Origin of the sequence: Buchnera aphidicola (Cinara kochiana kochiana), from assembly GCF_900698905.1 — a bacterium.
Lineage (GTDB): Bacteria > Pseudomonadota > Gammaproteobacteria > Enterobacterales > Enterobacteriaceae > Buchnera_F > Buchnera_F aphidicola_W.
The window spans coordinates 226,692-243,394 of record NZ_LR217707.1 but is presented as its reverse complement, the minus strand read 5'-3'; the positions used below and the strand labels follow the sequence as shown (position 1 = coordinate 243,394).

Annotated in this window: 12 protein-coding genes; 6 read left to right on the top strand and 6 right to left on the bottom strand. The window is 22.3% G+C overall.

Going from position 1 to position 16,703, the window contains the following annotated elements; genetic code table 11:
* Positions 1 to 16: 16 nt before the first annotated feature.
* Positions 17 to 979 (bottom strand): thioredoxin-disulfide reductase, encoded by a 963-nt coding sequence (gene trxB, locus BUCIKOCA2762_RS01025; protein WP_420022475.1) that lies wholly within the window; start codon positions 977 to 979, stop codon positions 17 to 19.
* Positions 980 to 1,297: 318 nt separating this feature from the next.
* Here trxB and serS point away from each other — a divergent pair, with 318 nt between their 5' ends.
* The 6 genes from serS to tpiA all read left to right on the top strand — a co-directional run bounded on the left by serS (position 1,298) and on the right by tpiA (position 8,489).
* Positions 1,298 to 2,602 (top strand): serine--tRNA ligase, encoded by a 1,305-nt coding sequence (serS, locus tag BUCIKOCA2762_RS01020; protein ID WP_154028583.1) that lies wholly within the window; start codon positions 1,298 to 1,300, stop codon positions 2,600 to 2,602.
* 63 nt (positions 2,603 to 2,665) lie between these two features.
* Complete coding sequence (gene serC, locus BUCIKOCA2762_RS01015; RefSeq protein ID WP_154028581.1) at positions 2,666 to 3,754, top strand: 3-phosphoserine/phosphohydroxythreonine transaminase; 1,089 nt, start codon at positions 2,666 to 2,668, stop codon at positions 3,752 to 3,754.
* A 73-nt stretch (positions 3,755 to 3,827) separates the two neighbouring features.
* On the top strand, positions 3,828 to 5,126 hold the full coding sequence (gene aroA / locus BUCIKOCA2762_RS01010; RefSeq protein WP_154028579.1) for a 3-phosphoshikimate 1-carboxyvinyltransferase: 1,299 nt from the start codon (positions 3,828 to 3,830) through the stop codon (positions 5,124 to 5,126).
* A gap of 463 nt (positions 5,127 to 5,589) precedes the next feature.
* Positions 5,590 to 7,260, top strand: coding sequence for a 30S ribosomal protein S1 (gene rpsA / locus BUCIKOCA2762_RS01005; protein ID WP_154028577.1), 1,671 nt, complete (start codon positions 5,590 to 5,592; stop codon positions 7,258 to 7,260).
* A gap of 52 nt (positions 7,261 to 7,312) precedes the next feature.
* Positions 7,313 to 7,606: an integration host factor subunit beta gene (locus BUCIKOCA2762_RS01000; RefSeq protein WP_154028575.1), complete on the top strand. Its 294-nt coding sequence runs from the start codon at positions 7,313 to 7,315 to the stop codon at positions 7,604 to 7,606.
* A 118-nt stretch (positions 7,607 to 7,724) separates the two neighbouring features.
* Positions 7,725 to 8,489, top strand: coding sequence for a triose-phosphate isomerase (tpiA, locus tag BUCIKOCA2762_RS00995; protein ID WP_154028573.1), 765 nt, complete (start codon positions 7,725 to 7,727; stop codon positions 8,487 to 8,489).
* A 203-nt stretch (positions 8,490 to 8,692) separates the two neighbouring features.
* Here tpiA and pfkA read toward each other — a convergent pair whose 3' ends face one another.
* The 5 genes from pfkA to BUCIKOCA2762_RS00970 all read right to left on the bottom strand — a co-directional run bounded on the left by pfkA (position 8,693) and on the right by BUCIKOCA2762_RS00970 (position 15,650).
* On the bottom strand, positions 8,693 to 9,658 hold the full coding sequence (pfkA, locus tag BUCIKOCA2762_RS00990) for a 6-phosphofructokinase (RefSeq protein ID WP_154028571.1): 966 nt from the start codon (positions 9,656 to 9,658) through the stop codon (positions 8,693 to 8,695).
* Between the two features lie 209 nt (positions 9,659 to 9,867).
* A complete protein-coding gene (gpmA, locus tag BUCIKOCA2762_RS00985; RefSeq protein WP_154028569.1) occupies positions 9,868 to 10,560 on the bottom strand; it encodes a 2,3-diphosphoglycerate-dependent phosphoglycerate mutase in 693 nt (230 codons plus the stop codon).
* A gap of 236 nt (positions 10,561 to 10,796) precedes the next feature.
* Positions 10,797 to 12,005 (bottom strand): dihydrolipoyllysine-residue succinyltransferase, encoded by a 1,209-nt coding sequence (gene sucB, locus BUCIKOCA2762_RS00980; RefSeq protein ID WP_154028567.1) that lies wholly within the window; start codon positions 12,003 to 12,005, stop codon positions 10,797 to 10,799.
* Positions 12,006 to 12,025: 20 nt separating this feature from the next.
* Entirely contained in the window at positions 12,026 to 14,827 is a 2,802-nt protein-coding gene (locus BUCIKOCA2762_RS00975) for a 2-oxoglutarate dehydrogenase E1 component (protein WP_154028565.1), read from the bottom strand.
* Positions 14,828 to 14,888: 61 nt separating this feature from the next.
* Positions 14,889 to 15,650, bottom strand: a complete 762-nt coding sequence (locus tag BUCIKOCA2762_RS00970) for a Nif3-like dinuclear metal center hexameric protein (RefSeq protein ID WP_154028563.1) — start codon at positions 15,648 to 15,650, stop codon at positions 14,889 to 14,891.
* Between the last annotated feature and the right edge of the window lie 1,053 nt (positions 15,651 to 16,703).

Genomic DNA, 16,703 nt, shown 5'->3' with positions numbered 1-16,703 from the left:
AAAATTAAGTATTTATTTATACATGATTATTTAAATATTTTTCAGCATCAATAGCAGCCATACAACCACTAGCTGCTGCAGTTATAGCTTGTTTATAAATATGGTCTGATACATCGCCCGCAGCAAATATTCCCGGTATATTAGTTTGAGTTTTCATTGTATTATGATTACAGCTAATTTTTACATAATTATTTGTAATGTCAATATATTTGGAAAAAATTTTAGAATTTGGAATATGTCCAATGGCGATAAATAATCCGGATATATCTAAATAAATAGTTTTATCTTCTTGTTTAGAATAAATTTTAATTTGTTTTATTTCTTTTTTATCGCCTAAAATATCTTGAATGATAGAATTAAAATGAATGATAATATTTTTGTTTTTTTTAATAATTTCATGTAACCTATCAATTAATATTTTATCTGCTCGAAATTGATCACGACGATGGATTAAATGTACTTTTTTTGCAATATTAGATAAATATATAGTTTCTTCAATTGCTGAATTTCCACCCCCTATAACAGCTATAAATTGATTTTTAAAAAAAAATCCATCACATATAGCACATGTTGATATTCCTTTTCCCATATATAAATTTTCAGAAGAAATATTTAATAACTTTGTATAGGAACCTGTAGCTATAATTACGGCATCGCTAAAATAGTTATTTTCTTGTCCGTTTAATTCGAATGGACGATTCTTAAAATTTACAGATTCAATAATATCATGAATAACATTAACAGAAAATTTATTTACATGATGTAACATACGATCCATCAAATTAATACCACTAATATTGTTGTAATCACCGGGCCAATTTTCTATTTCGTTAGTTTTTATTAATTGTCCTCCGGGTTGAGGACCGGTTATTAATATGGTGTTAATATTAGAACGAGCGGCGTAAATTGCAGATGTATATCCAGCTGGTCCTGATCCCATAATAACTAATTTGGTATATTTTTTATTCATTTTTTTCATAATTTTTTTCCAATTTATAGCATTGATATATTAAATTTTTTAAACTAAAAATTAGTTAATATAATGAAATTAAGATGTGTGTATAATAATAGAATCACTGTTTTATATAATATCATCTTATTTTATATTTTATTTATTAATAATAATTATTATGTGTAGTATATGTTTATTATATATAGTTTTTGATATAAAATAAAAAATATAAAAATTATATAATAAATAATTATTTTTTATAAAAATAATTTTTTTATAATAAATTATTTTTAATAAACATTAAAGATTTATTAAAAATTTATATACTGGAAAATTATAGATACTATGTTAAACTTTAATGAAATTAAGAAAAATTATTGTTTTTATCGAGATCAATTGAAAAAAAGAAATTATATATTGGATATAGATAAATTTAAAAAATTAGAAAAAAAACGTAAAAAATTACAGATAAATAGTGAAACTAAAATATCAGAACATAAAAAATTATCTAAATATTTAATATATAGAAAAAAAATTTATTGTAATTGTGATAATTTTAAAAATCAGTTAATTAATTCTCGTATTTATATTAATTTTTTAAAGAAAAAATTAGAAAAAATACAAAAAAAAATATATAAAATGTTAATAGTTATCCCTAATATACCGCATTGCAATGTACCTATAGGTACAGATGAGAAAAATAATAAATTAATTTATTATTGGGGAAAAAAAAATAAATATAATTTCTCTATTATGGATCATATAGAAATTGGTAATAAATTACAAGGATTTGATTGGCAAGCTTCTTCTATTATATCAGGTTCTGGATATGTAATTATGAAAGGTGTAATTGCACAATTACATCGAGCCCTAGGACAATTTATGTTAGATGTACAAACTAAAATTAATGGATACAAAGAGGTGCATGTGCCGACTGTTGTTAGAGATACTTGTATGTTTGGTTCTGGTCAATTACCAAAATTTAAAACAGATTTGTTTCATACATATACTATGCATAGTAATGGTAAAAAAAAGAAATATAGTAATTTATTTTTAATACCAACATCTGAAGTACCATTAATTAATTTAGTAAATAATACAATTATTTCATCTAAAAAATTACCAATAAAATTTACTGCTCTCAGTTCTTGTTTTAGAGCAGAAACAAATACTTATGGTAAAAATGTTAAAGGATTAATTCGAAATCGTCAATTTGATAAAGTTGAAATTATACAAGTTGTGCGTCCTGAAGAATCTGAATGCGCGCTTGAAAAATTAACACAACATGCAGAAAAAATACTACAATTATTACAATTGCCATATAGAAAAATTTTACTTTGTACAGGAGAACTTGGTTTTTCATCTCAAAAAACATATGATCTAGAAGTATGGTTACCTGCTCAGAATTTATACCGAGAAGTATCATCATGTTCTATGGTAGGTGATTTTCAATCTAGGCGAATTAATGCGCGTTGCAGGGATAAAAATAATAAAAAAAAATTTTTTTTACATACATTAAATGGTTCTGGATTAGCTGTTGGAAGAACTTTAGCTGCTATTTTAGAAAACTTTCAATGTTCAAATGGTAATGTTGCTGTTCCAAAAGTATTACAATATCCGTATATGAATGGTATGAAATTTTTAATTTAATTGATTAAAAATAAATTTATTATCTATAATTTTTAAAAAAATAGAATAAAATTGGTGATAAATATGTCTATTATATATAATTTTAATCCTGGACCAGCTATTCTTCCGAAAGAGATATTATTGGAAATAAAAAAAAATTTTCTTAATTGGAATAATTCTAAATCTTCAATTGTTGAAATTAGTCATCGTAGTTCAAAATTTATAGAATTTACTTTAAAAACTGAGAAAGATTTACGTTATATTTTAAATATTCCTGAAAATTACCGAATATTATTTTGTCATGGAGGAGCAAGGGGTCAGTTTTCTGCAATACCTTTAAATTTAACGAGTAAATTTATACAACCTGACTACATTAATAGCGGGTACTGGTCATTATGTGCTTTTCAAGAAGCAAAAAAATATTGTAATCCTAATATTATTAATATACGGAGATTAACTAAAAATAATCAGATTTATGTTAAATCTGTTCGACATTGGAAAGTATCGTCTAAAAATACATATATACATTATTGTCCTAATGAAACAATTGAGGGGATAGAAATTTTTGAAGAACCTATTTTTCATAATAAAATTATAGTAGGTGATTTTTCTTCCAATATTTTATCGCGTAAAATTAATATTGAAAAATATGGTATTATTTATGCTTGTGCTCAAAAAAATATTGGTCCTGCTGGAATTACACTTGTTATTATTCGTGATGATTTATTGCAATTTACTAGTCGTCAATCTCCTTCAATTTTAGATTATCAGTTATTAGCTCAATCAAATTCTATGCTGAATACTCCTAGTATTTTTTCATGGTATGTTGCTGGATTAGTTTTTAAGTGGATAAAAAAAATAGGAGGATTAGATTTTATAGAAAAAAATAATAAAAAAAAAGCAAGAATTTTATATAAATATTTAGATTCTACTAATTTTTATAACAATTATATTTTTCCGATTAATCGATCACGTATGAACGTTACTTTTCATTTACAAAAAAAAAAATTAACAGATGTATTTATTAATATGGCAGAAAAACATGGATTATATGGATTAAAAGGCCATTCATTGGTTGGAGGTATTAGAGCATCAATTTATAACGCTATGCCTATCAATGGAATAAAACGTCTTATTTTTTTTATGAAATATTTTGAAAAAAAATTTAGTTAACTTATATTAATAAAATATTTATATATATTTATATATATTTATATATTATTACCTATTCTAGGATTATATTAATATGAAAAATAGTGTAACTTTACAACCAGTTAATTATGTTAACGGTGAATTAAATTTACCCGGCTCAAAAAGTATTTCGAATCGTGTACTATTGTTATCAGCTTTATCATACGGAACAACAATTATAAAAAATTTATTGTATAGCGATGATGTTAAATATATGTTAAAAGCTTTATCTCAATTAGATATTAAGTATTCTTTAAATAAGAATAAATCTGAATGTATTATACATGGTATATCTGGACCGTTACATATAATAAAAAAAATTACCTTGTATTTAGGTAATGCTGGTACTGCTATGCGTCCATTATTAGCGGCATTATCATTAAAAAATAATCAAGTTATATTGACTGGTGACGCAAGAATGCAAGAAAGGCCAATTAGTCATTTGGTAGACTCACTACGCTTAGGAGGAGCAGTTATTAACTATATAAATAAAGAAAGATATCCTCCATTATATATAGAGGGAGGCTTTAAGGGAGGAGAAATTATAGTGGATGGAACGATTTCTAGTCAATTTTTAAGTTCATTATTAATGGCGGCACCGTTAGCTGAATTAGATACAACTATTATTATAAAAGATATTTTAGTATCTAAACCATATATTGATTTAACGATTAATTTAATGAAAAATTTTGGTATTATAGTAAAAGTTTTAAATAATTATAAAATTTTTTATATTAAAGGAAATCAGACATATATTTCTCCTAAAGTTTTCTTAGTAGAAAGTGACGTATCTTCTGCTACTTATTTTTTAGCAGCTGCTGCTATAAAAGGTGGTTGTGTAAAAATACGTAATATGAAAAAAAATAGCATACAAGGAGATATTTCATTTGTTGATGTACTAGAAAAAATGGGAGTTTCTATTACTTGGAAAGAAAATTCTTTAATTTGTAAAAAAAATCATTTATTTGGTATTACAATGGATTGTAACCATATTCCAGATGCAGCTATGACAATTGCTATGTTGGGATTGTTTTCTGATCAATTAGTTTATATTAAAAATATATATAATTGGCGAGTTAAAGAAACAGATCGTTTATATGCTATGACTACTGAACTAAGAAAAATCGGCGCTAATGTACAGGAGGGAAATGATTTCATTATTATTTATCCGGTGAAAAAATTTTTACATGCTACTATTAATACATATAATGATCACCGAATTGCTATGTGTTTTTCTCTTATCGCCTTATCTGGCGTACCTGTGACTTTATTAAATCCAATCTGTGTAAATAAAACGTTCCCATCTTTTTTTGAAAAATTTCATTCAATTTGTCAATATTCAAAAAAATTATAATTTTAAGTTTTATTGATAAAAATAAAATTATTATTAATAATAATTTTATTTTTATACAAATGATATATAAAATAATACTATAATTAAATATAATTTAATTATATATTTTATATATAAATTATTATATAAAATTAAAATTTTTATATATATTTTTATATTTTTATTTAATTTATTTAAAATATTGTAGTTTTTTTATAAAAATTTTATTTGAATATATTAATATATAAAAAATATTTTTATTATATTATTGATAAATTTACAGAATTTTATTTGTTAATAATAATTTTTGTATATTTAAATTATTATTTAATATATTTATTAAATATATATAATAATTTATATGTATTTATACTGAACCCCATTTACAATAAATGGTTTTTATTGACTTGTTTATGTATGTTTAATTTATTTTTAAAAATTTTATTTTAAACGTTCATAATATTATATGAATAGAAAATTTTATATGACAATATCTTTTGCGGAATTATTTGAAGAATCGTTACGATATACAGTAACTCGACCGGGATCAATTATTAAAGGATCTGTAGTATCTATAGATAATGATGTAGTTTTAGTAGATGCTGGATTAAAATCAGAATCTTGTATTCCAGTAGAACAATTTAAAAATTCAAAGGGTTTTTTAGAAATAAAAATAGGAGACATAGTAGATGTTTCTTTAGATGCTATAGAAGATGGCTTTGGAGAAACTATTTTATCGAGAGAAAAAGCTAAACGACATGAATCTTGGATTAAATTAGAAAAAGCACATATAGAATCACACAATGTAATTGGTATCATCAATGGAAAAGTAAAAGGCGGTTTTACTGTTGAATTAAATGATATAAGAGCTTTTTTACCAGGTTCTTTAGTTGATGTTCGACCAGTTAGAGAAACTTTGCATTTAGAAGGAAAAGAATTAGAATTTAAAGTAATTAAATTAGATCAGAAAAGAAATAATGTTGTAGTTTCACGCAAAGCGGTTATTGAGTTGGAAAATAGCGTTGAACGTGATCAATTATTAAAAAATTTACAAGAAGGTAATATTATTACCGGAATAGTAAAAAATTTAACGGATTATGGAGCTTTTATTGATTTAGGAGGTGTAGATGGATTATTACATATTACTGATATGTCCTGGAAAAGAGTACAGCATCCTAGCGAAATAGTAAAAATTAGTGATAAAATTCAAGTAAAAGTATTAAAATTTGATGAAGAAAAAACACGAGTATCTTTGGGATTAAAACAGTTAGGAACAGATCCTTGGATAAATCTTTCAACACGTTATCCTGAAGGAAGTAAACATGCTGGACGTGTAACAAATTTAACAGATTATGGTTGTTTTGTAGAAATTGAAGAAGGTGTAGAAGGATTAGTTCACGTTTCAGAAATGGATTGGACAAATAAAAATATTCATCCTTCTAAAGTTGTAAAATCTGGAGAAACGATACATATATCTATCTTAAATATAGATGAATCTAGACGACGTATTTCGTTAGGGATTAAACAATGTAAAGTTAATCCTTGGAAACTATTTGCTGAGAAATACAATAAAGGATGTAAAGTTACAGGTAAAATTAAATCTATTACTGATTTTGGAATTTTTATAGGATTGAAGGGAGGAATAGATGGATTAGTTCATTTATCAGATTTATCATGGGTTACAACAGGAGAAAAATCTGTTCAAAAATATAAAAAAGGTCAAAATATAGAAGCAATTGTTTTACAAGTTGATTCAGATAGAGAGCGTATTTCGTTAGGAATTAAACAGCTTAAAGAAGATCCGTTTCATAAATATATTTTACAAAACAAAAAAAATACAATAGTTTTAGGTATTATTCAATTAATTGAAGAAAAAGCAATATTAATAAATATAGAAAAAGGAATTCAAGGATGTTTAAAGGTAACAAACATCCCTATTGATTATCGTCAAAAATATACATCTCAATTATGTATTGGAGATAATTTATTAACACAAATTATAGGATTTGATAAAAAAAATAGAATTATATATGTCTCTATTACTGAAGAAATTCATTTAAGAAATTTACAGAAAAAAATATTAAAAGAAAATTCAATTAATTCTAACGATATTGATAATACTATGACACAAGCGTTTGAAGACGCAAAAAATTAAAATAATAACTAAAATATTAAAATATTTTATTATATTTTCATTTAGAGGATATATGACAAAATCAGAGTTATTTGCAAAAATTAATAAAAAAAAAATTTATATTTCAGCAAAAATTATTAAATTTTTGGTAAAAAATATTTTAGAATATATGGCTCTCTCTTTAGAGAAAGGTAATCGGATTGAAATTCGAGGATTTGGTAGTTTTTCATTACATTATCGATGTGCTCGAGTAGGTAGAAATCCTAAAACAGGTGAAAAAATTTATTTAAAGGGAAAATATGTTTCTCGTTTTAAACCCGGCAAACAATTAAGGGATCGTATAAATCATGTTCATCAGAACATTTAAAATTTTATTATTTAAATATAAAATACTATATATATAACTTCATTTAATAAATAATTTATATAATCAGCAATTATTTTGAGTGACTAAACTCTAATAATTGCTTATAAGGCGTAATAAAATGATTAAACCGATTATTGTGGGTAATTGGAAATTAAATGGTACTCAAGAATCTATTAAAATTTTTTTAAACTTATTAAATAAATTTTTAGTAAATTATCATGAAAAATGTACAGTAGTTATATCCTTACCTATTTTATATGCGTATTTAATACGAAATACATTATTATTTGATAATAAAAATTTTTTTTTAGGAGCACAAAATACCGATAATCATAATTCTGGATCTTTTACAGGAGAAATATCTCCTATTATGTTAAAAGATTTAGGTATTAAATATGTAATTATCGGTCATTCAGAAAGACGTTTTAATCATAATGAAACAAATCGTATGATTGCTAATAAATTTTTTTTATTAAAAAAAGAAAATTTAATTCCTATTTTATGTATTGGAGAAACTAAACAAGAAAAATTAGAAAATAATACTATTAATATTTGTAAAAAACAAATAGATTCAATTTTTGATATATGTGGTATTCAGGCATTTAATGATTCTATTATTGCTTACGAACCTGTATGGGCAATTGGATCTGAAATTTCAGCTACACCGAAAGAAGCACAATTTATTGCTCGTTTTATACGTCAATATATAGTGAGCCGCACAAATGATAGAATTAAAAATTTTTTCATTCAATATGGGGGATCGGTAACGAGAAAAAATGCAAAAAATCTTATTAAACAAAAAGATATTGATGGTTTTTTATTAGGAAGATCTTCTTTACAAATTGAAGAATTTACTAAAATTATAGAAATAATACATGTTTAATATTTTATCAATATATAAATATAATTTTTATAAAAATTTGAATAAATATTTAAAAATTTTTTATTTATGAAAATAAATATATATTTTTTTTATAAAAATATACAAAATTTAAAAATAATAACTTATATTTAAGCGCCGGATTACCGGCACTTATTTATATTACTAATATTTATATTACTAACATTTATATTATTAGAATAATTTTAATTAGTAAGATCTTTTATCATATGTAACCAGTGTTTTTGACATGATTTTTTCATATATTTTAATGCATAGTTAATATCGTGATGAACTATTTTATTATTTATAATTCCAACACATTTTCCTTTGTTTTTTTTTAAAAGTAATTTTACCGCATATACGCCCATACGAGACGCTAAAATTCTATCGTATGCGACCGGAATACCTCCCCGTTGAATATGCCCTAATACTGTTGCTCGAGTTTCTTGATTAGTATTTTTTTGAATATATTTAGCTAATTCATATACATCACATATATGTTCTGTAACAGCTATTATTGCGTGTTTATTTCCCTTTTTGATACTTTTTTGTATTTCTAATAATAATAATTCTTTTTTATAAATTATTTCGGGAATAATGATAAATTCACATCCTCCAGCAATAGAAGACAATAATGTTAAATCTCCACAATAACGACCCATGATTTCAATTATAGAAATTCTTTGGTGTGATGATATGGTATCTCTTAATTTATCGATAGAACTTACTACTGTTTCTAACGCAGTAAAATACCCTATAGTATAATCTGTTCCAGGTACGTCGTTATCTATAGTACTTGGAATACCAATGCAAGGAATACCCATGTCAGTTAAACATTGAGCCCCTATATACGATCCATTACCACCAATAATAATTAATACATCAATTTTTCTTTTTAAAATATTATGAAATGCTATTTTTTGTATTTTTTTTAATCGAAAATTTAAAAACCTAGAGGATCCTAAAAAAGTTCCACCTTTATTTAATAAATGAGCAACACTTTCTTTATATAAAGGTATCATAGTATTTTCATATAAACCTAAAAATCCATTTTTTATACCAAGTATTTCTAAATTATTATTTAATGCCGTATAAACTATAGAGCGTATTGTTGCATTCATACCAGGAGCGTCGCCGCCACTTGTTAAGACTCCTATTTTTTTAATCATTATAATTCTGTAACCTTGATGTTTAATATCAATTAATATAAATAAAAAATTATTATTTTTTAATATATAAAATATTGCTTAATATCTGAAAATTAAATATATTTTTATAAAATAATGTTTACTGTATAAATATATAGTTTTAAACAAGTAATATTAGTAATTAATACTGATAAATATTTACAAAAAATATTTTTTAAAAAATTATATTATTATAAATAATAATATCTTAAAGGTTTAAGATCATAAGAAAATTCATATACAATAGGAGATCCTGTAGAGATATCTAATTTTTCTATATCAATATCATTAATTTTGTTTAAATATTTGATCAATGATCGTAATGAATTACCATGAGCTACAATAATGATATTTTTATTTTTTTTAATTTGTGGAAGAATATTTGATTCCCAAAACGGAATTACTCTTTTAAATGTCATTTCTAGGCTTTCAGAAGCTGGAATGTTTTCTTGTTTTAATTTTTTATATTTTTTATCATTTTTTATTAAATTTATATCAGAAATATTATTTTTAGGTGGCATTTCTTTAAAACTTCTTCTCCACAGTTGAACTTTTTTTTCCCCATATTTTTGTATTGTTTCTTCTTTATTTAATCCCTCTAAAAATCCATAATTTCGTTCGTTTAATCTCCAAGATTTATGTATCGGTATCCACATACAATCTAATTTTTTTAAAATTATCCATAATGTGTGAATAGCTCTTTTTAAGACTGATGTATAAGCTATGTCAAAAAAAAATTTGTTTTCTTTTAATAATTTAGCAGCACGTAATGCTTCTTGTTTTCCTTGTTCAGATAATTTAATGTCTTTCCATCCAGTAAATTGATTTAATTGATTCCACTGACTTTCTCCATGTCGCATTAAAACTATTTTTTTATTATTCATTTTGTACCTATATATTTTATATATTACTGCTTAATTAATATTGTTGTTAACTATTTATATATATTTTATATGATAGTAACCATATAATTGAAATTAAAAATAAATGTATTTAATATATTTGTGTACTAGATACAATTTTTTAAATAAAAATTATTATATCATGTATTTAAAATAAATATTTATTGTATTAATTATGAATATTATTGCAATAACTTTACTACTGGATAATTTACATATTAAACATCAATTATAATTCGAGAAAAATCTTCTATAATATCTTTTATATAATTTAAAAACTGTATGGCTTGTTTTCCATCAATTATTTGATGGTCATATGATAAGGCTAAATACATCATAGGATATATTTTTATTTTATTACATGACACAACCGGTCTATTTTTAATATTATGCATACCCAATATAGCTACTTGTGGAGGATTTATTATTGGAGTAGATAATAAAGAGCCGAAAACACCTCCGTTTGTAATAGTGAATGTACCAGATTCTAAGTCTTCTAATTGCAATTTTCCTGATTTACCTAAACGAGAAAAATATTCTATTTTTTTTTCAATTTCAAACATAGATAATCGGTCAGTATTTTTTAAAATCGGTGTAATTAATCCTCTAGGTGTAGATATAGCTATATTAATATCATAATAATCATGATATATAATATCAGTACCTTCGATAGATGCATTAATATCTGGAAATTTCTTTAATGCTTGTGTTGCTGCTTTTATATAAAAAGACATATAACCTAATTTATTATATTTATTTTCGAAAATACTATTGTATTTTTGTCTTTTTAACATAATTGGTTTCATATTAACTTCATTAAAAGTAGTTAACATAGCCGTATTTTGAATAGTCGACAGTAATCTTTCTGAAATTTTTTTTCGTAACGGACTCATGGGAATTCTACGAAAAGAACGAGTATTTTTGAATAAATTTTTGTTTGTATGTTTTTCTGATAATATTTTTTTACTTATTTTTTCATTTTTTTTTAATGCAGTATCTTGATATAGATTATTTATAATGAATTTATTTTTAGTAATTTTACCATGTGTTTTAATACCTTTAATAGTTAATTTATTAATTTTATTATTTGAAATTAATCTACGCATTTTAGGTGTAAAAAAATAATTTTTTTTGTTCTTTTGAGTGAATTTATCAGTAATTTTATGAATATTATTATCTAAATGAATTGATTGAATATACCCAATTATAGATCTAGATTTTATTTTTTGACCTACTTTAAATAATTTTTTATATAAAGTGCCGGTAATAGGAGATGAGATTTCTAATATTATTTTATCAGTTTCAATCTCAGCAATTAATTCGTCTTCTTGAACAGTGTCTCCTATTTTTTTGTGCCATTTTAATATAATTGCGTTATTAATTGATTCAGGTAAATCGGGAGCTAAAATTTTGATGTCTTTATTCATAATTTTCACTTATAATTTAATTACATTGATACTGAAAATGCTGATTTTATGATTTTTTTTTGTTGTATCTGATGATCTATAAAATTTCCTTCAGCAGTAGAAGATAATTTTGGTCGACCAATATATTCTATAGATATTTGATTAAATTTTATTAAAATGTATTTTTTAAAATAAAAATAAATATACGTCCAACTACCTTGATTCATAGGTTCTTCCTGACACCATATAAAATTTTTTATATTAGTAAATTTACATAAAATATTATTTATAGACAAATACGGAAAAGGATATAATTGTTCGATACGTATTATTGCAGTATCAACAATATTATTTTTTTTATAAAAATTTAATAATTCGTAATAAATTTTACCTGAACAAAAAATAATACGGGATATTATTTTTTGTGTATTTTTTAATGAAGTTAATAATACGGTATGAAATTTTTCTTGTAATAACTTTTTTGCGTCAATAAAGGTTAATGGATTTCTTAATAATGATTTTGGAGTAAATATAATTAATGGAATTTTAGAAAAATTCATTCCTTGTTTTAACAAAATATGATACCACTGAGATACTGTTGTAGGTATGCAGATTTTAATATTATTTTGAGCGCATAATTGTAAATATCTTTCTATTCGTCCTGATGAATGTTCAGGACCTTGTCCTTCATAACCATGCGGTAGTAACATTACTATGGAAGAAGAATGACCCCATTTTTGTAAACTTGAAGTTATAAATTGATCAATTACTATCTGTGCGCCATTTGAAAAATCGCCAAATTGTGCTTCCCAAACATTTAATACGTTATGAGATACTGTAGAATATCCATATTCAAATGCTAATACAGATTCTTCTGATAAAACTGAATCCCAAATATAAAATGATCCTTTAACATTAGATAAATTTTGTAAGGGAATATATACGATATTTTTTTTTTGACAAACTACAGCAGCATGTCTATGACAAAATGTTCCTCGTCTTACATCTTCTCCAGTTAATCGACATGTAATACCATAATACATTAAAATTGCATAAACTAAATTTTCAGCTGTTCCCCAATCTAATGGAGTTTTATTGTTAGCCATTTGTATACGATTTAAGAAAATTTTTTTTATTTGTGAATGTATAGATAAGTTTTTAGGTAATGTGAATAATTCATTTGCTATTTTTTTAAAATCATGAAAATGAATTTTTTTTGGAATTAAATAATTTGATAAATTTATTTTATTATATGGTAATATTGAAGTATTTGATTTTTTATAAGATTTTTTTGATTTTTTCAATAATTTATCTATAAAACAAGTATATAATTGTTTATAAGAGATATTATTATCAATTAAAATATTAATTATTTTTTTAGAGTATAGTGTACAAATACGTTCATGTTGTTTTATTGTAGAATACATTTTTGGTTGTGTTATAGACGGATCATCTACTTCATTATGACCTAATCTTCTATAACATATTAATTCAATAAAAACATCTTTCTTAAATAAATATCGAAATTTTAAAGCTAAGGTAATTATAAACATCACTTCTTCTGGTTGATCGGCATTAACATGAAAAATTGGTGAATCAATCATTTTTGCAATATCTGTACAATAAAAACTAGTTCTTAAATATTTTTTATTAGAAGTAGTAAATGCAATTTGATTATTTATAATGATATGTATACTTCCAAAAACATTATATGCAGGAACTTGAGACATATTTAATGTTTCTTGAATTACTCCTTGTCCTACAAAAGCAGCATCACCGTGTATAATGACAGATATAGGATTATTTGTTTTTGGTTTATTATCTATAAAAAATTTACAATATCCCATAACAACTGGAGTTATAATTTCTAAATGAGAAGGATTATCTAATAAATGAATTTTAATTTTTTGTTTATTTTTATAAATAATTTTGTTTATTCCTATATGGTATTTAACATCTCCTGTACCATTATGATTTTTAATTGATTGAGAATAATTTTTAAACATATGTAATACATTATGATGCAAAACATTATTCATTACGTTCAATCTACCGCGATGAGCCATTCCTAAAAATATTTTTTTAGTTTTTTTATGCATACAAAATTCTATAATTTTTTTTAAAACAGGTATTAAAACATCGCATCCCTCTAATGAAAAACGTTTATAACCTGGAAATTTGGTATGAATAAATTTTTCAAAAGAAGTAGATTGTATTAAATCCGATAGTATGTTTTTTTTTTCTTTATTAGATAAAAAATTCGAAATATGATTAGTTTCAATATAATTTTGTAACCATTTTTTTTCATTTTCTGTATTTAAATGCATATATTCAAAACCAATATAATTGGAATATTTTTTCTTAAAAAATAAATATATCTCTTTAAAAGAATTAATTTTTTTTTTAAAAAATAAAAAATTAAAATTTATTAAATTATTTAATTCTTCTTTTTTTATATTGTGAAATAAATAAGATAATTCAGGAATATATTTTTTTATTTTATGGCGTATAAGTGGATTGATATTTGATGCGTAATGTCCGTACATTCGATAAGCATTTATAAGATTTAAAAATTTTTCTTGTAATAGTACAGAATTGCTATTTAATACTATTTTTTTAGAATTTTTTGTTAAATCATTATGTTTATAATGAGAAATTTTTTGATTAATAATATCATCCTTTATATTGTTTTTATCTGATAAAGTATTAAATATATCTTTCCAATATATGTCTAATGATTTTGAATTAGATAAAAATTTTTCATAAATATTTTCTAAAAATGATTGGTTATTTGCGTATAACCATCCGTTATTATGTGAATATATTTTTTTTTTATTTGTCATGTGAATGTCTATAATTAATAGAGTTAATAATAAATTAAAATTTAATGGATTTTTTCTATTATTATATGGGATTGTATATATCAATGAATTTAATTTTTAAATCATTATATTGACCAGATAACCATTTTCCTAATAAATAAACTCCTGATTTTTCTGTAGCATGATGTCCTAAAGAAAAAAAATGTATGTTATTTTCTTCTGCAATGTGAATAGTTTCTTCTGAAATTTCTCCTGTTAAATATGCATCAATATTTAAGTTTGTTACTTGATTAAAAAAATTTTGTCCTTTTCCGGTACACCACGCCACATTTCTAATGTATTCAGGACCTGTTTTACCATAATGAAATGGAGTTCTATTTAATTTTTTTTTTATTATATTAATTAATGATATGACGGTATGTTTTTTTTTAAATTTTCCATGTAATATGTATGGATTTATTTTATCATTAATATTATTATTAATGTTAATGTTTAATAATTTTCCCAATTGAACGTTATTACCAAGCTTAGAATGTACGTCTAGAGGTATATGCCAGCTATATAAATTAATATCGTTTAGTAATAACATTTTTAAACGATTTCTATGCATTCCTAAAACTTTTTTGTCTTGATTATTCCAAAAATAACCATGATGCACAATAATTGCGTCAGCATGTTGTTTTATAGCTACTTTTAAAAGATTTTTACAAGCAGTTACACCTGTAATAATTTTTATTATTTCAGATCGTCCTTCTACTTGTAAACCATTAGGTGTATAATCATTTTTATATTTATGGCTATTTAATTTTTCATTAATTATTTTTTCAAGAAAAAAATTGTTCATATTATAATGCTCTATATTTATTGTGTATTTATATATTTTTAAAATATTTTTGTATATGATATAATATTTATATAAGTAAACATTTATAATATATTTTGATATATATAAATTTATTAATAAAATTAAACAAAATTATAAATTTTCTTTAAAAATATATTTTGAATTTAAGATTTATTTTATAAAAATAGTTTAATTAATAGTTATAAGTTATTTAATTAAATTTAATTTAATAAAAATATATTTTTATTTATTTTAAAAATAAATTAAGATAATCAATAAAATTATTAATATATAAAATATCAATAATTTTTTTATAATATATATTTTTTATATATTTATTGATTTAGATATATGTATTTTTTTTAAAAATTTTTGTGATTATTTTAGATATATTATTAGTATGTTTAAATTAATGTGATTGATATATCATAATTAATGATTAAATTTTTAATTTTTTATTTTAAAAAAATAGTCATATGAACTTTAGTATAGTAAATAATTTCTTTAAATTATATTTATTTAACAGATTTTTAAAATTTATATTTTTTTATTTTTAATAAAATTATTTTGATCATCTTATTATTATTAATATATAAAGTATATCCTCTTTTGAATTGTTCTATAAGTCTTAAGTTACGATATCAAAATGAATGTTTAATTTAGTTAATTTTTTATTAAAAAATTGATTTATATATATAAAAAAGATTAATCAGTAAATTTTATTTTAATAAAAAGAAATACTGTAAAAAAATTAATAATGTTGTTTCTTATATATTAAGATATAAAATTATTATAAAATTTTATCATAAAAATAATTAAAAAAATTATATTAAATAATTTAAAAATTATTTTATTGATAAATATTATAATATATTATACAAAATATATCAGCAAAATATTTTTATAAATTATTAATATATATAAATATATATTTAATATATATTTATATATATTTATATATATTAAATATATATATTTAATATATATAAATTAATAATTTTAATAAAAGTAAATATTACTTTAAATTAAACTAAATTTTTATAAAACATTATT